Origin of the sequence: Pseudoalteromonas distincta, from assembly GCF_000814675.1 — a bacterium.
Classification (GTDB): Bacteria; Pseudomonadota; Gammaproteobacteria; order Enterobacterales; family Alteromonadaceae; genus Pseudoalteromonas; species Pseudoalteromonas distincta.
In genome coordinates this window covers 1-20,245 of record NZ_JWIG01000026.1, presented here as the reverse complement: position 1 = coordinate 20,245, position 20,245 = coordinate 1, and the positions used below count along the sequence as shown (strand labels likewise).

At 38.0% G+C, this 20,245-nt stretch carries 18 protein-coding genes; 9 read left to right on the top strand and 9 right to left on the bottom strand.

The window, feature by feature from the left end; all coding sequences use genetic code 11:
- Nucleotides 1-25: 25 nt before the first annotated feature.
- Nucleotides 26-1,093, bottom strand: a complete 1,068-nt coding sequence (locus tag QT16_RS16885) for a glycoside hydrolase family 43 protein (protein WP_039489512.1) — start codon at nt 1,091-1,093, stop codon at nt 26-28.
- 62 nt (nt 1,094-1,155) lie between these two features.
- Nucleotides 1,156-2,511, bottom strand: coding sequence for an MFS transporter (locus QT16_RS16880; protein WP_039489510.1), 1,356 nt, complete (start codon nt 2,509-2,511; stop codon nt 1,156-1,158).
- 364 nt (nt 2,512-2,875) lie between these two features.
- On the opposite strand from QT16_RS16880, the gene QT16_RS16875 reads away from it, so the two are divergent.
- Entirely contained in the window at nt 2,876-3,604 is a 729-nt protein-coding gene (locus QT16_RS16875) for an NUDIX hydrolase (protein WP_007585186.1), read from the top strand.
- A gap of 90 nt (nt 3,605-3,694) precedes the next feature.
- Here QT16_RS16875 and QT16_RS16870 read toward each other — a convergent pair whose 3' ends face one another.
- From QT16_RS16870 to QT16_RS16850, 5 genes are read right to left on the bottom strand one after another with little or no spacing between them, the layout of a single operon-like run.
- Nucleotides 3,695-5,617, bottom strand: a complete 1,923-nt coding sequence (locus tag QT16_RS16870; RefSeq protein WP_039489508.1) for a DUF7305 domain-containing protein — start codon at nt 5,615-5,617, stop codon at nt 3,695-3,697.
- Complete coding sequence (locus tag QT16_RS16865) at nt 5,618-6,130, bottom strand: PilW family protein (protein ID WP_007585188.1); 513 nt, start codon at nt 6,128-6,130, stop codon at nt 5,618-5,620.
- Nucleotides 6,127-6,537 carry a type IV pilus modification PilV family protein gene (locus tag QT16_RS16860; RefSeq protein ID WP_007585189.1) on the bottom strand — a complete coding sequence of 137 codons (411 nt, stop codon included), beginning with the start codon at nt 6,535-6,537 and terminating at the stop codon, nt 6,127-6,129. Before QT16_RS16860 ends, QT16_RS16865 begins: the two co-directional genes overlap by 4 nt.
- On the bottom strand, nt 6,531-6,983 hold the full coding sequence (locus QT16_RS16855; RefSeq protein WP_007585191.1) for a GspH/FimT family pseudopilin: 453 nt from the start codon (nt 6,981-6,983) through the stop codon (nt 6,531-6,533). The genes QT16_RS16860 and QT16_RS16855 overlap by 7 nt, the downstream gene beginning before the upstream one ends.
- Entirely contained in the window at nt 6,974-7,372 is a 399-nt protein-coding gene (locus tag QT16_RS16850; protein ID WP_039489505.1) for a type IV pilin protein, read from the bottom strand. Before QT16_RS16850 ends, QT16_RS16855 begins: the two co-directional genes overlap by 10 nt.
- Nucleotides 7,373-7,952: 580 nt before the next feature.
- Here QT16_RS16850 and QT16_RS16845 point away from each other — a divergent pair.
- Together QT16_RS16845 and QT16_RS16840 are read left to right on the top strand one after the other, a co-directional pair.
- Nucleotides 7,953-9,443 carry a SulP family inorganic anion transporter gene (locus QT16_RS16845; RefSeq protein WP_039489503.1) on the top strand — a complete coding sequence of 497 codons (1,491 nt, stop codon included), beginning with the start codon at nt 7,953-7,955 and terminating at the stop codon, nt 9,441-9,443.
- Nucleotides 9,444-9,453: 10 nt separating this feature from the next.
- Nucleotides 9,454-10,305 (top strand): universal stress protein, encoded by an 852-nt coding sequence (locus QT16_RS16840; protein ID WP_039489501.1) that lies wholly within the window; start codon nt 9,454-9,456, stop codon nt 10,303-10,305.
- Between the two features lie 38 nt (nt 10,306-10,343).
- On the opposite strand, the gene QT16_RS16835 is transcribed toward QT16_RS16840, so the two are convergent.
- The gene (locus tag QT16_RS16835) at nt 10,344-10,583 is read right to left on the bottom strand and encodes a hypothetical protein (protein ID WP_039489499.1); all 240 of its coding nucleotides are present in this window, start codon (nt 10,581-10,583) and stop codon (nt 10,344-10,346) included.
- A 397-nt stretch (nt 10,584-10,980) separates the two neighbouring features.
- Between QT16_RS16835 and nirB the strand changes: the two genes are divergently transcribed.
- The 6 genes from nirB to QT16_RS16805 all read left to right on the top strand — a co-directional run bounded on the left by nirB (nt 10,981) and on the right by QT16_RS16805 (nt 19,550).
- Nucleotides 10,981-13,554, top strand: a complete 2,574-nt coding sequence (nirB, locus tag QT16_RS16830; RefSeq protein ID WP_039489497.1) for a nitrite reductase large subunit NirB — start codon at nt 10,981-10,983, stop codon at nt 13,552-13,554.
- Nucleotides 13,541-13,894, top strand: coding sequence for a nitrite reductase small subunit NirD (nirD, locus tag QT16_RS16825; RefSeq protein ID WP_002959861.1), 354 nt, complete (start codon nt 13,541-13,543; stop codon nt 13,892-13,894). Before nirB ends, nirD begins: the two co-directional genes overlap by 14 nt.
- Before the next feature lie 9 nt (nt 13,895-13,903).
- Complete coding sequence (gene cobA / locus QT16_RS16820) at nt 13,904-14,767, top strand: uroporphyrinogen-III C-methyltransferase (RefSeq protein WP_039489496.1); 864 nt, start codon at nt 13,904-13,906, stop codon at nt 14,765-14,767.
- 274 nt (nt 14,768-15,041) lie between these two features.
- The gene (locus QT16_RS16815; protein ID WP_039489629.1) at nt 15,042-16,304 is read left to right on the top strand and encodes a nitrate- and nitrite sensing domain-containing protein; all 1,263 of its coding nucleotides are present in this window, start codon (nt 15,042-15,044) and stop codon (nt 16,302-16,304) included.
- A gap of 275 nt (nt 16,305-16,579) precedes the next feature.
- Nucleotides 16,580-17,773, top strand: a complete 1,194-nt coding sequence (locus QT16_RS16810) for a sensor histidine kinase (RefSeq protein ID WP_039489495.1) — start codon at nt 16,580-16,582, stop codon at nt 17,771-17,773.
- A 55-nt stretch (nt 17,774-17,828) separates the two neighbouring features.
- Complete coding sequence (locus tag QT16_RS16805) at nt 17,829-19,550, top strand: two-component system response regulator (RefSeq protein ID WP_039489492.1); 1,722 nt, start codon at nt 17,829-17,831, stop codon at nt 19,548-19,550.
- Between the two features lie 59 nt (nt 19,551-19,609).
- Here the strand turns inward: QT16_RS16805 and QT16_RS16800 are convergent.
- Nucleotides 19,610-20,245, bottom strand: a 636-nt coding sequence (locus QT16_RS16800; protein WP_039486341.1) for an integrase core domain-containing protein, incomplete at its 5' end; no start/stop codon positions are given.

Sequence of the window (20,245 nt, the reverse complement as noted above, 5' to 3'; positions counted from 1 at the left end):
TTTGCATTGTTTAAAACTATTTTTGTTAAGCGTGTTCATATGGGCTTATTGTTTGAATTTTTCCGTTTGAGTCGTGCTCAAGCTTAGCCATTTTCATACTGCGTAAATGGGTTTGCCCGCCCGATAACGTACTGTCGTGATAAAATAAAAACCAGTCGCCATTGTGCTTAACAATTGAGTGATGCGTGGTCCAACCAAGTACAGGGTTTAAAATAACACCCTGATAGGTAAATGGTCCGTATGGGTTATCGCCCGTTGCGTATACAATTTTGTGTGTATCGCCCGTTGAGTACGAAAAGTAATAAATACCGTTATGTTTGTGTACCCAAGGGCCTTCAAAAAACCGGCGGTTGTTATCGCACACTGTAATTGGTGAGCCGCTCTCATCTAGTACAACAACCTCTTTTACGTCTTCGCTTAGGCTGATCATATCTTCCGATAATTTTGCAACGCGCGCAGGAATTGCAGGTTCACCATTTTTTGGATACGTGCTTTGTTCATTAAATTCGCTGGTTTGCCAATTTTGTAATTGGCCGCCCCACAAGCCACCAAAATATAAATAATGGCTTGAGTCGTCATCTTCAAATACAGCAGGGTCAATACTAAACGTCCCTTGAATGTAATCGTCTTCGGCTTTAAATGGACCTGTTGGACTGTCACTTTTTGCAACGCCAATTCTAAAAATACCTTGCTGATCGCGCGCGGGGAAATAAAGGTAATACTGACCAAGTTTATGCGCAGCATCGGGTGCCCACATTTGCTTACTTGCCCATTTTACGTCGTCTACACAAAGTGCTACGCCATGGTCTATGGCTTTGCCTGAGCTTTCGTCAAGCGAAAATACATGGTAGTCGCGCATTGCAAAGTGGTCGCCGTTATCATTAATTTCATTTTTTGATTCAATGTCGTGCGACGGATAAATATACACTTTGCCGTTAAACACATGCGCAGACGGATCGGCGGTATACATGTGATCAACTAACACATTATGATTTTGTATTAACGAGTTGGCTCGTTGTAAGTCTTTTAACTGTTTAAGTTCAGCGTCACTTAATCCATTAGATGGGGGTGCTGCTTGCGCTGTATTTTGCATTTTTACTCCTAGTATTGCCTGCCCACTTTGCACTTTTAAAAGGTGCAAAATGGACTGCTAAATTAGTTTATGGTTTTGTTATCAGCCAGCTGCGTTTGAATGCGCTTTACCTCAGGCTCGGTAAGTTTGTAACGTGTTATAAAAATTAAACATGCCACTGTACAAATTACTGGAATGCCAGCAAAGGCGAGTAAAATGCCTGATAACGTGTGTTCTGACTGCTCTTGATTAGGCACGTATGCATAGCCAGATAATATCCACCCTGCAATAGCACCGCCAATTGCAAAGCCTAGTTTTATTGCCAATAAATGACCCGAAAACGTAACGGCGGTTAATCTGCGACCAATTTTTAATGCCCCGTAGTCAACCGTATCTGCCACCATCGAAAACATAATTGGGGTAATTATCATGTGGGCAAAGTTAGCAATAAAGTAGACAATAAAAATGGTGACTATGGCGTCGCTCTCAAGTACGTAAAACATGCTGTGAGAAATAATTACGACCACTAAAGCGACTATAAATAGTGTTTTCTTTTCAATAAATTTGGTTAAAAAGTTAGTAGACACAGCGCCTAGTACTGAGCCAATTGCTGAGAGTGTTAAAAAGTTAGAAGTAAGTGAGGCTTCTCCTACGTAGTACTTAATATAATGCGGCGCTACAGAGGCTCTAACGCCAATTAAGATTAATGTTGCTAGGCTTATAACGGCTATTACAACCCATTGATCGTTTTTAAATAAGCTTAAAAATTCAAGGAAGGCATTCTTTTTAGTTTGCGCGGGTTTAACTTGTTTTGTTTCTTTAGTCATTTTAAAACATAGTAAAAAACAAGCCGCAGCAAGTCCGCCTAAAAACACCATGGCTAGCGGATATCCTACTACATCGTCGCCGTCGCCAAAAAAAGCAACCAGCTTAGGCAGTGCCCATACAATTACAAGCAGTGCAGCCATTGCCATTGCAAATCGATATGACTGAAGCGATGCACGCTCTTTTGGATCGTTTGTCATAACTGCGCCAAGTGCGCCGTACGGTATATTAATGGCGGTATAACACGTCATTAATAGCCCGTAAGTAAAGTAGGCATATATAAGCTTGCCCGTAGAATCAAAATCTGGGGTTATAAATGCTAAGCAAGCAAACACACCGTAAGGCACGGCTAAAAATAATATATATGGGCGGTAAGAGCCCCAACGGCTGCGCGTTCTATCGGCAATGCTGCCCATTATTGGGTCGGTAATACCATCAAATAAACGAACCGCTAATAATAAGGTACCCGCAGCGGCTGCAGATAAACCGTAAACATCGGTATAAAATATCAACATAAAGTTAGCGACCATTTGAAATACAATATTACTGGCTGTATCACCAAGGCCGTACCCTATTTTTTCTTTAATTGTGAGTGTGTGTTTTGTGTTGTTCATGTGTGCTCAATTTTCAATGCAAATCGATATAGTCAAAAATACTATATGCATTTTTAGCACATGTAAACATTTATGTTACATTTTTAATTTACTGGTAATTTAATTGATACATCACACTAATTAAGCATCAAAGCTACTAACATACAAAGGTATTACTCGCTCAATAAAGAACCAATACCAAACCAAAGCCGAATATCGGCGTTAACGCGTAAAAACAGGTACAGTGTATAAAGTGATTAATTAAATAGATGTGATTGTTTTAAATAGGAATTATAAACGCTTTTTATTTGCGCTTTACCCACCTTTTATATACCCTTAATAGTCTTTATAACAATATCTTCGTATAGCTTTGGCTGAGTAATTTATGCACTATAAAACATCAAACATTTCTAACAACATCGACGAAGAATCGATTCCTGATGACTGCATTAGTAATCTAACCGTAGATAATATTGTATTTGCTATTCATGAAGGTAAGTTAAAGGTGTTGCTGGTTAAATATAATCGAGGCCTTGCAACAAGCCAATGGGGTTTAATTGGTCATTGGGTTCGTAAAGATGAAAACTTAGACCTTGCAGCTTTACGTGTTGTTAAAAGTACGACCGGTGTTGAAAACCTTTATTTAGATCAGTTAGGTGCGTTTGGTAACGTAGACCGCTACCCTGCCAGACGTATTATTACCATTGTTTATTATTCGCTCGTTCGCTTTGAAGAAACCAACCTTGTGAGTGGCGACAATGCTTTAGAGTGTGAATGGTTTGATGTAAATAGTGTACCCGCTTTAATGTTTGACCATGCCGATATTTTAAAAAGCGGCCTTGATTACTTACGCTATAAAGTAAGGCACGAGCCGATTGGTTTTAGCTTACTTCCAGAAAAATTTACCCTGCTTGAGCTACAAGGAATTTACGAGTCGATTTTGAATAAATCACTCGATAAACCTAACTTTAGACGTAAGTTCCAAAAAATGAACTTACTAATAAACTGTAAAGAAAAACAAACAAATGTAGCTCACAGAGCTGCTACTTTGTACCGTTTTGATATAAACGTATATGAAAAATTAAGAGAGTTTGGTTTTACGTTTGAGTTTTAAGTATGCAAATATTGGTCAAAGCAATTAATTCAATAATCTTGATAGATTCCCTTATAGAATTGAGCTTTGAATAATGACCTAATAGCTTTGTTATTCATTGCTTTTTTCAACGGGGGTAAAGCGCCATCCTTTGAAAACTAACTTGCTTGCAGATCCATTACCACCAGATGAAGAACCACCAAAACTGGCTTCATTTAATGCCGTGTCAAAGTGAATACCACCAGCGCCGCTTACAATAACAGTATCTCCTAAAATAGACCCTTTAAAACCAACTGCTGAAGTAACTTTAACTTGTGAAAGTGGTGCGTATATAACAGCATAAAGCTCTCGTGTACCACCTGAAAACTCTATTCCAGTATCATTTCCACTGTAAGAACTATAAATACTAAAAACGGGCCTGCCTTCATTTGTAATCCCATTGTCAGGTGCGTAAACTTGTGCCCCATTTCCTATCTTAAGCTTTCCTTTAATTATGATAGTTAAGCTGCTGTTATCAGGGATTGTTAGTGAACTTGCGCCATTCATTGTAAAATCGCCATCTACAAACATAACTGCATTGTGATTACTTTTTACCTGCATTCGCCCTTTAATTGTTACATCATCAAAATAAAATATTTGAGTTGCTGAATCAAGGAAAGTTGCAGCTTTAGCAGTGATGGCACTATCTGGAGTGCTTCCAAAGTCTACTAAAAAGTTAGCCGTGTTAGTTTCTAACTCGAGTAAGTCACCAGCTCTGCTATTGTTATTTATAAAAAGGTCAGGGCTTGTCGTATTAACTGACACGCTATCAATTGCTGTTGCAATATCAAGTGGATCACACGCAGTTAACCCTCTATTATTTTCACTTTCTGGTGTTATTTTTTCAACTGGCTCAATAGTTGGTATTGATATGTCTGGACTTGATACTTTATAAGGTGAAAAAGCATACTCTGGTGTGTCGTCCTTAAAAGAGCCATTACCTGCGTATCTAAGGTCTTTACTATCAATAGTACTGCCCCACTGTTTAAGCGTCACATTACCTTGAACACGCACTCCACCGTATACACTTCCCCCTGTTTGCTCATAATTCCCGGAGGTATAAACGCCGTGCCGTATTGTTGTTTGATTAAGAGCGACTAAATCATATGAACGAATTGTTCCTTGGACTGCATTACCTGTAATAGAAATTGGACCTGATGAACTAATATCACCACCAACTGGAGTTTGCTTTACTGATATAGATTGGTTTGCTGAAATACTACCTGAAACAGTACCACTACTTTGTGTGAAACTTAGATATGCCGATGCATCCCCTCCAACGACCACGCCACCAGAGAGTATTAAATTTCCATTACTATGAATATTGCCTTTAATATCAGCGCCTTGAATAATTGATAAATTACTAGAGGATAGAACATTACCTTCAATTGTACCGCTACCATTGAGCGTAATATCACCAGAGTCGTTAACTGTATTAACAAAAGATTCTTCTGATGTATTTTTGTTACCATCAGCTAGTGTGTCGTTATAATCCCCTAAAGACGAATCATAGCTATCAATTAAGCCACTTCCACTAATTGCAACACCAGAACACCCTGTAATTCCATTAGAAAAAACTGAGGCACTGCTGGTCGTTCCGCCCCCACCAGCTACATATTCGAATATAGCTTGCATTTGGTTCTCACCTTCAAAGCGAGTACCTTCGCTAGAAATTAAAATATCGCCATTACTGTCAATCTCAATGGTTGCATTGTATATACTAGATTCAAGCGAACTTGTACCAGAAACTTCACTATTATGGGCTATTAAATCGTTAATATTTATAGTCGGATCTGCAAGCATTGCTGTTTCTAGTTTTTCAATACTTGAAAATACCCCTTTCTCAGACATCAACCTTGCGTTCAATTTTTTCTGAAAATTACCACTCAAGCGCTCCTGGATCACACTATCTCTAAGAGTACTAAGTACAACAATTGAAGCCATAGATGTTAAAATAAGTACAGTAACAAGTGTAAAACCAGATGTATTTTTCATTTATTGAAATGCCTTATTCATTACCATTTGCGACAAAGATATATCAATCACTAAGCTGTTATTGAATTGGCTTGGTAAGTTTGTAGGTTCTACAAGGACACTCACTACGTTGTTATCAATTACGTAGCTAATTGCATTAACACCTTTTAATATTTTTACTTTTCCATTCCCTACATCACAAAATAATGAGTCATCTTCATGGCTATATTTTTCGATAAATGGCGCACTAATAGTTAAGCCAGTACAAGCAGATGACCCCATCTCTTGCTCAACACTTAGAATATTATTTGTGTAAGTAGGGACTGAGTTGGTTTGTTTTAGACTTCGTGTAAATACTTTACTGCTAAATCGGATTACATCTAATGCATTTTCCAAATCTTTTGCTGTGCTGGTACTGCTATTAATTGAAGAATAAGCCAGACTCACACCGCCTAATAGAAACATACCTGCAGCAAGTGCAACCATAAGCTCTATTAAAGTAAAGCCTTTATGTTTATTTATTAGATGTTTCATGGCGTGCAACCATCAGGTAGTGTTGGGAAGCTTCCTGTAATTACAACGCGATTTTCTAAGTTGTCAGTCAAACGCTTATCTTGCCAGGTTACTTCAACCGATAAATCATTTGAAAAGTTAGCAGGTAGAGTGAGTGTATATGCATCAATTTGTGGGGATAAATAATTTCTAAAGTCAGTATCGTTGTACAAACTTGGATCTGTTTGTTGTAGCTCGCATAAATGAGGCCAAATACGCTCTAAAACATTATTAGCCTCAATTATTGACACCGTATAATTAAAGCTGTTTGTAATATATTGCAATGATTTTAGTTGACCTGAAGCAAGCCCTAACAATGCAACCGTCGCGACAATTAAAGCAACCATAACTTCTAAAAGAGAAAACCCTTTGCTGTAATTTATTAGCATGTCTCTGGGGCCTCAACTAACCAACTTTGTCCACTTTGTAAAATACATAAAGTAAAGTCGCCAGTTGTACTGTCCTTATCGCTCACCAAGATTTGATACATTTGGCCTAATTCACCCGTACTTGAAATATTAATATTCTTTAAATCTACAGAAATGCTGCTATGTGTAGTTTCAAAAATATTTAACGTGGTTTGCGTCGAATTAATAGCAGTTTTTACTAGCCATTGTTTATTCAACGTTTTGATAGAAACACTTTGATCTCTTTTAATGGCTTCACTACGCGCAAATTTAAAAACACTGTGCAGTTGATTCGAATTTGTAACTAATCTATCCCGCTTTATAAAAGTAATAAACGAAGGAGTCGCAACTGCAGTTAAAATACCAATAATGGTCATCGTGATTAAAACTTCGAGTAAAGTAAAACCAAGGCTTTTTTTTACCAGCATTTAGATTTATCTGCTGACTTAGTACCACTTTGATTTACAGACAACTTGCCGCACTCATCACTTTTCTGAGCACCTTTAGGTGTAACTTGTATTGTAAATTCAGACCCATTTGAAGCGCCTGTAGTTGCATCGGTTGTATAGCTAAAGGAGTAATAATCTGAGGTAGGAAAAGTAAATGTATTTGGGTAACCACCAACACGAGTGTATTGCCTTTCTAAAACAGCTGTTTGCTGTAGTAAAACCTGTTGGATATCAGCTCTTCGACTTTGTTGTATGTAACTCGTATAACTTGGAAGTGCAACTGAGTATAAAATACCTATAATAGCAATTACTATCATTAATTCAATAAGGGTAAAACCGTAAGGTATCCTTAATTGCTCCGTTTTCACTTATTTAATTTCCATTATTTATATCAAACATGTTTTATTTTTACGTAAAATAAAAAGTAATTTGGAGTTTTTTGAAGAATGTATAATAGCGACAAGTTACATCTTGTCAACAATATAACGTTAGAATATACAGAAGCATTTATTTAACTCCAGTTACGCACCAGATTAAATAAAAAACGTTTGAGTGCACTAAAACAGTGCAAATAACGAGTGTTTTAAATAACATAGTATTATAATTACCTTAATAGCTCACTGTTAATATACTAAGTTATTTTATATAATTAATAACTTATTTATTGTATATGTTTCTAAAATGTAACTAGGCTTTTATTCATCAGCCGTAACCTTCTATTTTTCTATTCGCTAGAAACAAACTTTTTCTTATGTTATTTTCACGTAGCTAGTAAATTAATTAATCAAAAAGGAGCTTTTTACTTGAAACTTACGCCGCCCTAGGCAACCACTCCCTTTTTCATCAGCACGTTGCGTGCACCCTTAATCGCCATCTGCGCGAGAATCATTGTTATTTAAATAAAATACTCCCCTATACTTTGGGAAACTAACTAATTAGGTTTATTACATGTTTGATCACGTAAAAAGAGATTGGCTCTCTAATGTTCGTGGTGATGTGCTTGCTGGTATTGTTGTGGCGCTTGCCCTAATACCGGAAGCTATTGCCTTTTCTATTATTGCGGGTGTTGATCCTAAAGTGGGTTTATACGCCTCATTTTGTATTGCGGTTATTATTGCCTTTGTAGGCGGTCGCCCAGGCATGATATCGGCGGCTACCGGTGCAATGGCGCTGTTAATGGTAACGCTGGTTAAAGATCATGGTCTGGAATACTTACTGGTTGCTACCTTACTTACCGGTGTACTGCAAATATTTGCAGGCTTTTTAAAGCTTGGTGAGTTAATGCGGTTTGTATCGCGCTCTGTTGTTACAGGGTTTGTAAACGCATTAGCGATTTTAATATTTATGGCACAGTTACCTGAGCTTACCAATGTTACTTGGCATGTTTACGCCATGACTGCTGCAGGCTTAGGTATTATTTACTTATTCCCATACATTCCAACTATTGGCAAAATACTTCCCTCTCCTTTAGTGTGTATTGTTGTTATTACACTGGTTTCACTGTTTTTGGGTCTTGATATAAGAACCGTTGGCGACATGGGCGAACTGCCAGACACCCTACCTATATTTTTATGGCCCGATGTACCACTAACACTCGAAACACTGCAAATTGTTTTACCGTATTCAATTGGTCTTGCGGTTGTGGGCTTACTTGAATCAATGATGACCGCCACCATTGTTGATGACTTAACTGATACAACGAGCGATCGTAATAAAGAATGTAAGGGCCAAGGTATTGCTAATATTGGCGCAGGTTTATTTGGTGGTATGGCGGGTTGCGCCATGATTGGACAGTCAATCATCAACGTTAAATCGGGCGGTCGTGGACGACTTTCAACCTTTATTGCTGGTTTATTTTTAATCATCATGGTGGTGTTTTTAGATGAGTGGCTGCGTTTAATTCCTATGGCTGCATTAGTTGCAGTAATGATTATGGTATCGATTGGTACGTTTTCGTGGGCATCAGTTAAAGATTTAAAAAAGAACCCTCTTTCATCAAACGTAGTGATGATTTCAACCGTTATTGTGGTTGTTGCCACGCATAATCTAGCCATTGGTGTTTTAGTTGGCGTATTGCTAGCTACGTTGTTTTTTGCGAACAAAATTGGTCGCTTTATGGTTGTTACAACTAAGCACGATGAAACTAAAAACCTAGTAACTTATGAAGTTGTAGGCCAGGTATTTTTTGCCTCAGCTGAGCAGTTTATAGCGTCGTTCGATTTTAAAAATGCGGTTTCTAACGTAGTAATTGATTTAACCCATGCCCACTTTTGGGATATAACCGGTGTATCGTCACTCGATAAGGTGGTTATTAAGTTTAGACGCGAAGGCGCAACAGTTAATATTGTTGGTATGAATAGCGCAACCGAAACAGTTGTTGATAAGTTTGGCGTGCATAACAACCCTGAAGAAGTCGAAAAACTACTTGGCGGACATTAAGGAGAATGCAATGACTAAAATAATTACCTATGTAGATGGCTCAGCCATTACTAAAAATGTAACCGATGCTGCTATTTGGGCTTCAAAAAAGCTAAATAAACCAATTAGCTTTGTGCATACAATTGAAAAAACGCAGCGAACAAATGTTGGTGACTACTCTGGTAGTATTGGGCTTGGTGCACAGTCAACACTTCTTGATGAAATGACTAAGCTTGACGAACAACGCTGCAAAGTAAGTTTAAAAATGGCTGACGAATTACTAAATTCAGTAAGTGAGCATGCTAAATCGGCAGGTGTTACTAATTTTGAATTAATTAAGCGCCACGGTGATTTGCTCGATACCGTTATAGACTTAAAAGACGACACACGCCTTATTGTTATTGGCCAAAATGGTGCTGGACATAGTAATAGCTTTGCGGTGCTGGGCTCACATATAGAAACCTTAGTACGCAATGCAACACAACCTATTTTGCTTATTCCTGAAACATTTAAACAACCTAAATCATTTATGATTGCGTATGACGGCCGCGAAACAGCCGACAAAGCGCTACAACAAGTGATTGATGGCGGCTTATTACATGGTTTGCATTGTCATTTAGTGAGTATTAAAAATAACGAAAAAGACCTTGAAGAAAAATTTGTTAATGCACAGCACAAGCTTATCAGTATGGACTTTGAAGTGTCTGCAAGCTTTTTAGAGGGCAATATTTTTGACTCGTTAATGCAATACAAAGAACAAAATAATATTGATTTGATTGTTATGGGGGCTTTTGGGCACTCTAAATTAAGGCAGTTTTTTGTGGGCAGTAACACCATTAAAATGCTCGAAAACAGCGATGTGCCTGTGGTTATTTTAAAATAAGTAGCTATTTTAAATAAGTTTAAACCAGTCTCAAAAGCCTAAAATCTCTTAACTGATTTTAGGCTTTTTGTTTTTGGCCCAGCTTCAAACTTTTCAAATAAAAACTGAATAAACGACGTAACCTTTTGAGCCACAAACTTTCTATGCTGCTCTGGCATAAATGAGCGCACGGCACGTTTACCAAATGTTGCCATTATTTCTCGTTTACCGAGCTTGTCTTGTATTGCCAGCTCGCCTTCGTGAAAAGGTGAAGCATCTATTGAGTTTGTGTTTATCATTTTGCCCGTGAGAGTACGTGTACGTATTTTATGGGCTAAATTTAACTCAATATACAATCAATGATAATGGGTGTTTTATTGACTGATAATGCACAAAACAATGACAATACTTGCACCCTCTTAGTGCCAGGTGCGCACCAACATATGTCAAAACGGGTTTTTCATTCACTCTAAAAACATATTAAATACTATTTAAACAATAACTTAAAAAACTGGCTATGTTTTTGCAAACACTCTATTAACAAGCCAGTTTTACTTACGGCAAAAATTTAGGTTGTTGGCACTATAGCTATTAGCAACCATCGGCAAAGAAGCCCGCACACAATTATGCATAATGCGTATTTGTGGCGGGCTTTTTTGTTATTTGTATTTAAACCGTCACTTTAAGGAATGCCATATGCAAACCTCGCAAAAAATACTCATTATTGGTAATGGTATGGTCGGACACCACTTTGTTGAGCAAATGCGCCAAAGCGATGCCAACGCAGACATTACTGTACTTTGCGGAGAAGCAAATCTTGCATACGATCGCGTGTATTTATCAAGTGTATTTGATGGCAAAACAGCCGCCGATTTAGCACTCACCACTCACGACAACTATAAACAACTTAATATTAATGTGCATACCAGCCAGTGGGTTGAAGGCATTGATAGATCAGCAAAAATAGTGACCACATTAACGGGTGAGCAATACCCGTACGACAAACTTGTACTCGCTACAGGTTCGTTCCCATTTGTGCCGCCTATAAAAGGTAACGACCAACCCCATTGTTTGGTGTATCGCACATTAGAAGATTTAGAACAAATAAAAGCCAGTGCCGCTGTAAGTAAAAGTGGTGTAGTTATTGGCGGTGGTTTGTTAGGGCTTGAAGCCGCAAATGCGATTAAGCAACTAGGACTTGATACCCACGTAGTTGAATTTGCACCACAACTTATGGCTGTTCAACTTGATGGGCAAGGCGGTACGCTTCTAAAAAATAAAATAGAAGAACTTGGCGTAACGGTACACACATCAAAGGCAACCAGTGAAATAGTAAAAGGCGAAACGAGTCGCTTTAGATTGAACTTTTCGGATGAGTCATTTTTAGAAACAGACCTAATTTTGTTCTCTGCCGGTATTCGCCCGTACGATCAGCTAGGTAAAATTGCTGATTTAGAACTCGGTGAACGCGGCGGTATTATCATTAATAATCAATGCCAAACGTCAGATCCTGATATTTTAGCCATTGGTGAATGTGCCCTGTGGGACAAAAAACTATTTGGCTTAGTAGCACCGGGTTACAACATGGCGCGCGTTGCAGCGAGTCAATTAAGTGGTGGCGAGCTTGAGTTTTTAGGTGCCGACATGAGCACAAAACTTAAGTTATTAGGTGTAGAAGTAGGCTCTATTGGCGACGCTCATGCAAAAACGCCAGACTGCAAAGAACTTATATATCAAGACGCTATTCGCGGCTGTTATAAAAAAATCATACTAAGTGAAAAAGGCGATAAATTACTGGGCGCTGTACTTGTTGGCGATACCAGCGATTACGATACTTTATTGCAGTACATGCTTAACGACATGGACTTACCAGAAAACCCTGAGTGCTTAATTTTACCAGACAGCGGCGGCGTGCCGTCGTTATCTGGCAGTGCCCTACCCGACACCGCCACTATTTGTTCGTGTCACAATGTGAGTAAAGGCGACATTGTGGGTGCAATTGATGGCGGCTCGTGCGATTTAGCCTCGGTAAAATCATGCACTAAAGCAGCAAGCGGCTGTGGTGGCTGTGCCGCGTTATTAAAATCAGTTGTTGATAACGAATTAGCAAGCCGCGGTGTTGAAGTTAACAACCATGTATGTGAGCACTTTGCGTATTCACGCCAAGAACTACTGCACATGGTAAAAGTAGAAAGCATTAAAAGCTTTGATGACTTACTAACTAAACACGGCAGCGGTCATGGCTGTGAAATATGTAAACCTGCCATTGGCTCTATTTTAGCCTCAACATGGAACGACTTTATTTTAGAACCCGCTCATGTTGGCTTGCAAGACACTAACGATACGTACCTAGCAAATATGCAAAAAGATGGTTCGTACTCTGTAGTACCGCGTATTGCTGGTGGCGAAATAACCCCCGACAAACTCATTGTAATTGGACAAGTAGCAAAAGACTTTAACCTGTACTGCAAAGTCACTGGCGGTCAGCGTATTGATTTATTTGGTGCACGCTTAGAAGAGCTTCCTGTTATTTGGGAGCGACTTATAGAAGCCGGATTTGAGACAGGTCATGCTTATGGTAAGTCTCTTAGAACTGTTAAGTCGTGTGTGGGTAGTACGTGGTGTCGTTATGGTGTGCAAGACAGCGTTGGACACGCAATAGAAATAGAAAACCGCTACAAAGGGTTACGCGCACCGCATAAATTTAAAATGGCGGTATCGGGTTGTACCCGCGAATGCGCCGAAGCACAAAGTAAAGATATTGGCATTATAGCCACCGAAAACGGCTGGAACTTATACGTGTGTGGTAATGGCGGTATGCGCCCTCGCCATGCTGATTTATTTGCGACCGATTTAGACACGCCAACACTAATTAAATACATTGACCGCGTAATTATGTTTTACATTAAAACGGCTGACAAATTACAGCGTACGTCGGTATGGATGGAAAACCTTGAAGGCGGTTTAGACTACCTTAAAAGCGTAGTAATTGACGACAGCTTAGGCATTTGCGACGAGCTAGAAGCGCAAATGGAATTAATTACACAAACCTATGCGTGTGAGTGGAAAAAAGCGATTGAAAGCCCTGATGCAGCCAAACGATTCCGCCAGTTTGTTAATAGCCCCGAAACCGACGACAACATTTTATTTGTGCAAGAGCGTAACCAAATTCGCCCTGCTACAGAAGCCGAAAAGCGTGAGCAACGTAATACACAAAACCGTATTCCAGTAATGGAAGTTGAAGAGGAGCAAGCTGATGTCTTGGCATAATATTGGAACAATCGACAACCTAGTGGCTAATAGCGGCGTATGCGCATTAGTTAATAATCAGCAAGTGGCTATTTTTTACATTCCACAAAATCCAACGGCTGTGTTTGCCATTAGCAACTACGACCCTATTGGCAAAGCCAATGTATTATCGCGTGGCATTATTGGCTCAATCGACAATAAATTAGTTGTTGCATCGCCTTTATATAAGCAACACTTTTGCCTAGAAACAGGCGAATGTTTAGAAGCAGAAGCAATACACTTACCGGTTTTTAATGCAAAAATTGAAGACGGCAGTGTATTTATAAGCTCTGAACCAAAAGTTACTACAGCTGTGGCTTAGGGGAATAGTATGAGTGTACTGTCTTATTTTTCGGGTATTGAAAACGTGTGGCTAAATAAGCTTATTACTAAGCTAACAAGTTCAAATAGTCGCAGCGTCAAAAGCGGCAATGTTTACATAATTGGTGCGGGCCCAGGAGACGCAGAGCTAATTACAGTAAAAGCGCAGCGTTTAATTAATATCGCCGATGTTGTTTTATACGATTGGTTAGTAAGCGATGATTTATTAAAAACGCTTCCTAAAAAAGCACACCGAATATTTGTAGGTAAACGTGCGGGTAAACATTCGATGACCCAAGCTAACATTTGCGAACTACTGGTTAAATACGCACAACAAGGCTTAAACGTAGTGCGTTTAAAAGGCGGCGATCCGAGTATGTTTGCACGTATTAACGAAGAAGCCGATGCGCTTAGTGAGCATAATATTAATTTTGCTATTGTGCCGGGTGTAACAACGGCTTGTGCTACGTCCGCTTATACGGGTATTCCGCTCACTGCACGCGATGTAGCGCGTAGTGTTACATTTTTAACGGCGCAGTTTGCCGATCCTAATAAGCAACCTCATTGGCAAAATTACGCGTTTATGCCTGCAAACAACAACCCCACTTTAGTGGTTTATATGGGGCTTTCGCGCTTACAAACGCTAAGCTGCGGTTTGCAATCAGTGGGTTGGCCAAGTAATACACCCATCGCACTAATAGAGAATGCCACTACCACTAAGCAAAAGGTAATTACCAGTACGCTTGAACTAATAGTAAATGAGCATGCTAAACACAACCTTCAAGGCCCTACCCTAATTATGATTGGCGAAGTAATAAATCATAAAATGGCAATTAGTCCTGAGTTACTAAACAGTGTAAATGTTAACGCATGACGTAAAATGAATAATGCACTTTTCGCGCTTACTACCTCCCCAGGAGTAGGCGCTTTTTTTGTTTTTAATTTGGGTTCAAGTTGTGTGCAATAACATACTTAAATGCACCAAATAAGTTAAAAGTAATGGTAAGTTAAATTATAGAAACAAAGTGAAAAACAAAAATAACACTTTAAGCAATTGTATTAGCTTGATTTTAAATTCAATGATGAAATTTATTAATGATTGGAACAGTGGTTGCACTTTAAAAACAAAAAAGTGTGGAATAATACCAATGGCGACAAGCAATCCTCTCACAAAACAGTTTTTATTAGCGGCTAAGTATCAAGAAATACACGCGCTAAAGCAATTACAAAACAGTTGTGCCTCGCTTACTAAATTAGGCGATTTTGTACATCAGTTACAAAAAGAACGTGCAATGAGTAATATATTTTTGGCCTCAAATCGCGAGCGATTTAAAACCCAATTACAAGAACAAATCCCTTTAAGCAGCAGCGCACAAACTGCATTTTATGATTCTCTTAAACAAACATTTATAAACGACAACGCCGATACTGGACATACTCGGTTATTTAATTTAATTACCTATAGCCTGCAAACACTTGACGCATTGCCCGAATTACGCAATCAAATAGCACAACAAAACATTAGTGCAGTGCATGCTACGCAGTCGTTCACGCAGTTAATTGCTAGTTTACTCAATATTATTTTAGAGGCAGCAGATGGCGCAAGCGATCCTAAAATAACGCGTTTATTAGTTGCATTTTTTAACTTTATGCAAGGTAAAGAGTATGCAGGACAAGAGCGCGCCTGTGGTGCACAAGCATTTGCCGCGAGTAAATTTACCACTGAGCAAAAACAACAACTCGCGCATTTTGTACAAGAGCAAAACCACAGTTTTGACTTTTTTAATGAGTACGCCGATGCGCACCTTTTAAAATGCTTTGCCTCGTTAACAACACATCAGGTTAATAATCAGGTAGAGCAACTTAGAAGTTTGCTGCAAAAACTCGATGACGAGAATGCTCAACCGCTCTCGCAACTAAGCGAAGTATGGTATGAAGTAACCACTACGCGCATAGATATAATGCACAAAATTGAACAAAACATAGCAGATCAATTAATTGATACCGCAGCAATGCAAATAGCCTGTGCTCAACGTAGTTTAAACACAAATAAGCAAGTACTTAACAATATGGCAGAGCAGCACATAGCCCCGACTTTTGGGCAATTAGCCATTAAGCAACCAGAGCCAGAAATAAGCCAAAATATAGCGGCCGATAAGCTCAATAGTAATAAAAGTATGTACGATTTAATTATCGAGCAAAGCCAGCATATTAAACAAATAAACCAAGCGTTACTTGACGCTAAAAAAGTTATTAGTGAGCAAAAGGTTATTCACCAAGCTAAGTACATACTTATTGAGCAGTTAAAGCTCACCGAAGAGCAAGCCCATAAACAGCTACAAAAACAAGCAATGGATACGCATAAAACCTTATTTAGCGTAGCGCAAAAAATTGTACAACTGAGCGATTAAATATGCTGTTTTTACTTGGGCATGTTGCTCTTTAGTAAGAACACTACCCTAAATAATAGTTATTTATTAAGTTATAAATTTCACACCCAGATTGAGTTTTGCCTTATTTTAAAATTGATTCATAACCTGCTGACTACAATAAGGTAAAACTCTAATTTGACGTCTATTTATAATGCAAATTATTCAACGTATTCAAAATAATCAACTACAATAAGTTAATCATTTGTTGCATCTCATTTTAATGAGGCATATTTAATACTGTTGTAGGAGTTTGAATGCCCAATGTAGAGAGTTATATAGAAGGTGTATTATTAATAGATGAGCAGCAGTTAACAACTTCTCTTGATAATGACATTCAAACAAACATAGAAAACATTGCTGAGCTAATTTTAAACATTTTTGATGCGAGCTCATTTTCTATTGTTGCTAATCTGCCTTCAGGTGTCGTTGAGCTATATAAATCAGGTTCAGAAATAGCAGTAGCTAAAGAGCAACTATCTGATGATATTTTTAATGAATCGATTATTGAGCATGACCTTAAAATATTTAGAGTTATATCGCCTATTATTTTGCCCTCAGGTCTTAAGTTTGGATGGTTGATATTCGAGCGAGCAAGTGATTCACAACTTACAGAAAAAGAAAAATCAATTTTAAATAGTTTACAAAAAAACTTTGTAAATCAGTTAGTCCAACGTAAAAAATTATTAGATAAAATAAACAGTGCTAAGTTTAACTCAACAATTTGCGAGCAAAACAAAGAAGACGAAACTGAAAAAGATCGCTTAATTAAAAAATTACAAAAAATGAGCGATGAACTTGATGAATTTACCAGTATTGCTTCACACGATCTCAAGTCACCATTAAATGCTATAAAACGTTTATTAGAATGGGTTTATGATGATTGCAAAGATTTACTCCCTCAGGAGCACCTAGAAAATTTTCAGCTTGTGCTCAGCCGAGCTAATAGAATGCAAGTACTGCTAGAAGATTTACTAAGCTACTCGAGAATAAATAGCTGTGATTCAACTCGTGCAAACATATCTTTAGAAAGTCTTTACCAAGATATAGAACAAATTTTAGAAGTTCCTCAAACTGTCACTGTAAATATACACGCCAATCACGAAGTACTCGATATACCACTGATCCCTTTTAAAACTGTTTTTCAAAATCTTATTAGTAATGCAATAAAACATAACAATAAAGAGCACTCGGTTATCGATATTTCACTTATCCCCTCTAATCAATATTACATTATTGAAATAAAAGATAATGGTCCAGGAATTGACCCTAAGTATTTTTCACTCATATTTAAGTTATTTCAGACATTGCAATCTCGAGATGATGTTGAAGGGAGCGGCATCGGACTCTGTATTGCCAATAAGCTCATTATTAATTATGGAGGCAAAATTGAAGTAGCCTCCGATGGAAAGCTTGGCAGTACATTTACTATTTTTTGGCCCAAAGTTTAACTATGAAATTATCAATTATAAACGAGCATAATTTAGCTGCTCTTAGAAGGAACGTATGAATATATTAATTGTTGATGATGACTTAGTTGATCGCAAATTAATTAAAAAGATGCTTATTTCTGATGGCTCTCACCATCATGATATAACCGAAGTAACGTGCGTATCCGAGGGCTTGAAAGCCATTGAAAATAAGCACTTTGATATAATACTACTCGATTATAATATGCCGAAAGAAGATGGCATTGAAATGCTAATTGAAATGCGTGCAAAGCCTAAACTCGGTAACACCGCAATTATCATGATTAGTTCCTCAGAGAATTCAGCTTTAGCTATTGAGTGTATAGAAGCCGGCGCTCAAGACTTTTTACCAAAAGGTGATATAACGAGGGATAGTTTAAATAAAGCGCTTATATATGCCAAAAAACGCTTCGAAGCAGAACAACGTATGCACAATAGTTATCTTGCTGTAAAGCATATGGCAGAACGGGATCAGCTTACTGGTTTGTCTAACCGATATCATTTTGAAGAAATACTAAAAGTAATGATAGCTAACAATAAACGTGCAAAAAACTGCGTAGCGTTACTTGCTTTAGATTTAGATAACTTTAAAAATATTAATGATACGCTTGGCCATAGTGTCGGCGACGAAATTTTAATACAAACAGTAGAAAGAATTCATAGTTGCCTGAGACAAAATGAAGGATTTGCACGCTTAGGAGGCGATGAATTTGCAGTTATAATAGGTGGAATTTGCAATATTAATCAAATAGGTATGATAGCAAATAGAATACTAGCTGAAGTGTCTAAACCCTTTTTGCATGAAGGTAGAACTTTAAATTGCAGTGTTAGTATAGGAAGTGCTTTATACCCAAACGATGCGACTGAATCGCATGAACTGCTAAAATGTGCTGACATTGCAATGTATCGCTCAAAGCAAAGTGGTAAAAGTAGAATTAGCTTTTACAAAGAGCAATATCAATATGAATTTAGTCGCCGGGTAGATATTCAAAATAGTATAAAAGAGCACATAGAGGAAAAAAGCTTTAGGTTATTTTATCAACCTGTTTACTGTTCTAAAACACAAATGATGACAGGTGTTGAAGCACTGGTCCGTTGGCCAAATACAACCATTCATTATACCCCTGATGAGTTTATTCCTATTGCTGAAGAGTGTCGTTTAATTGATCCACTTGGAAAATGGATAATTGCGAGCGCTTTAGAGCAGTTATCTTTATGGCAGCAAAGCTATGAAACGCCGTTAACACTATCTATTAATATTTCACCTATTCAGCTACAAAAAAAGATTTTAGAGACCTATTTATTAGAGACAATCAAAACATACAACTTAAAAACCAGCAGTATTATTCTTGAAATAACAGAAACAGCTTTTATGGAAAATAGTAAAGAAGTGATTGAGATATTAACTTCTTTGTCTAACAAGGGATTTAGGATTGCTTTGGACGATTTTGGTATGGGGTACTCATCCATATCTCATCTAATATCTTACCCTATTGATATAGTAAAATTAGACAAAAGCATGCAGTCGTTGGATGGAGAAAATAATAAGCGATTAAAAATAATCGAGAGTTTATCTTTAATGCTAAAAAAATTAGATTTTTCTGTGGTAGCTGAAGGAATCGAAACGAAAGCCCAACATCAGCTATGTAAAAAACTAAACATAGACTACTTGCAAGGTTTTCTATTTTCAAAACCTATGCCTGCAAACGAGATTAACCTGATACTCGATGACTATTGTAAAAAAATCATCCTTAAATAAATTGTACTAGCTCAGACTTGATCCGACAGTTACCCGTTTTTTAATCGGTGACTGTCAGTCTAGATTTGAGCTAAATTTTTCTCAGCCCAGATCAATTTTCCATCTAATAAAGTTTCTAATGGCGTTCTGCCACAGCATATTTTTCCTTGATGAGTTCGGTCATTATTGTAATAAATCATCCATTCGTCCAGATCCTTTTGCAATTCCGCTAATGAGCTATATAGCTTTTTACGGAATGTAACTTGATAGAATTCATTGAGTATCGTTTTGTGGAAGCGTTCGCAGATACCATTTGTTTGCGGTGACATAGCTTTGGTTTTTGTATGATCGATATCATTAATAGCCAGATATAACTGGTAATCATGATGTTCGACTTTGCCACAATATTCAGTGCCTCTATCGGTTAGAATACGTAGCATGGGAAGCTCGTACTGTTCGAAGTACGGCAGTACTTTGTCGTTGAGTATGTCAGCCGCAGTAATTGGCGTTTTCGTGGTGTAGAGCTTAGCGAACGCTACTTTGCTGTATGTATCAACGAAGGTTTGTTGGTAGATACGCCCAACGCCTTTGAGATTACCCACGTAAAATGTATCTTGAGAGCCTAGATAACCTGGGTGAGCCGTTTCAATTTCACCACACGCTTCGTCATCATGTTTTTTCTTTTCAAGCGCAGCTACTTGAGCGTCGGTGAGAAT

What these genes read in the sequence shown, in the direction of transcription:
- QT16_RS16885 (WP_039489512.1), bottom strand. Translation starts at nt 1,093, where the DNA reads ATGCAAAATACAGCGCAAGCAGCACCCCCATCTAATGGATTAAGTGAC.
- QT16_RS16880 (WP_039489510.1), bottom strand. Translation starts at nt 2,511, where the DNA reads ATGAACAACACAAAACACACACTCACAATTAAAGAAAAAATAGGGTAC.
- QT16_RS16875 (WP_007585186.1), top strand. Translation starts at nt 2,876, where the DNA reads ATGCACTATAAAACATCAAACATTTCTAACAACATCGACGAAGAATCG.
- QT16_RS16870 (WP_039489508.1), bottom strand. Translation starts at nt 5,617, where the DNA reads ATGAAAAATACATCTGGTTTTACACTTGTTACTGTACTTATTTTAACA.
- QT16_RS16865 (WP_007585188.1), bottom strand. Translation starts at nt 6,130, where the DNA reads ATGAAACATCTAATAAATAAACATAAAGGCTTTACTTTAATAGAGCTT.
- QT16_RS16860 (WP_007585189.1), bottom strand. Translation starts at nt 6,537, where the DNA reads ATGCTAATAAATTACAGCAAAGGGTTTTCTCTTTTAGAAGTTATGGTT.
- QT16_RS16855 (WP_007585191.1), bottom strand. Translation starts at nt 6,983, where the DNA reads ATGCTGGTAAAAAAAAGCCTTGGTTTTACTTTACTCGAAGTTTTAATC.
- QT16_RS16845 (WP_039489503.1), top strand. Translation starts at nt 7,953, where the DNA reads ATGTTTGATCACGTAAAAAGAGATTGGCTCTCTAATGTTCGTGGTGAT.
- QT16_RS16840 (WP_039489501.1), top strand. Translation starts at nt 9,454, where the DNA reads ATGACTAAAATAATTACCTATGTAGATGGCTCAGCCATTACTAAAAAT.
- QT16_RS16835 (WP_039489499.1), bottom strand. Translation starts at nt 10,583, where the DNA reads ATGATAAACACAAACTCAATAGATGCTTCACCTTTTCACGAAGGCGAG.
- nirB (WP_039489497.1), top strand. Translation starts at nt 10,981, where the DNA reads ATGCAAACCTCGCAAAAAATACTCATTATTGGTAATGGTATGGTCGGA.
- nirD (WP_002959861.1), top strand. Translation starts at nt 13,541, where the DNA reads ATGTCTTGGCATAATATTGGAACAATCGACAACCTAGTGGCTAATAGC.
- cobA (WP_039489496.1), top strand. Translation starts at nt 13,904, where the DNA reads ATGAGTGTACTGTCTTATTTTTCGGGTATTGAAAACGTGTGGCTAAAT.
- QT16_RS16815 (WP_039489629.1), top strand. Translation starts at nt 15,042, where the DNA reads ATGGCGACAAGCAATCCTCTCACAAAACAGTTTTTATTAGCGGCTAAG.
- QT16_RS16810 (WP_039489495.1), top strand. Translation starts at nt 16,580, where the DNA reads ATGCCCAATGTAGAGAGTTATATAGAAGGTGTATTATTAATAGATGAG.
- QT16_RS16805 (WP_039489492.1), top strand. Translation starts at nt 17,829, where the DNA reads ATGAATATATTAATTGTTGATGATGACTTAGTTGATCGCAAATTAATT.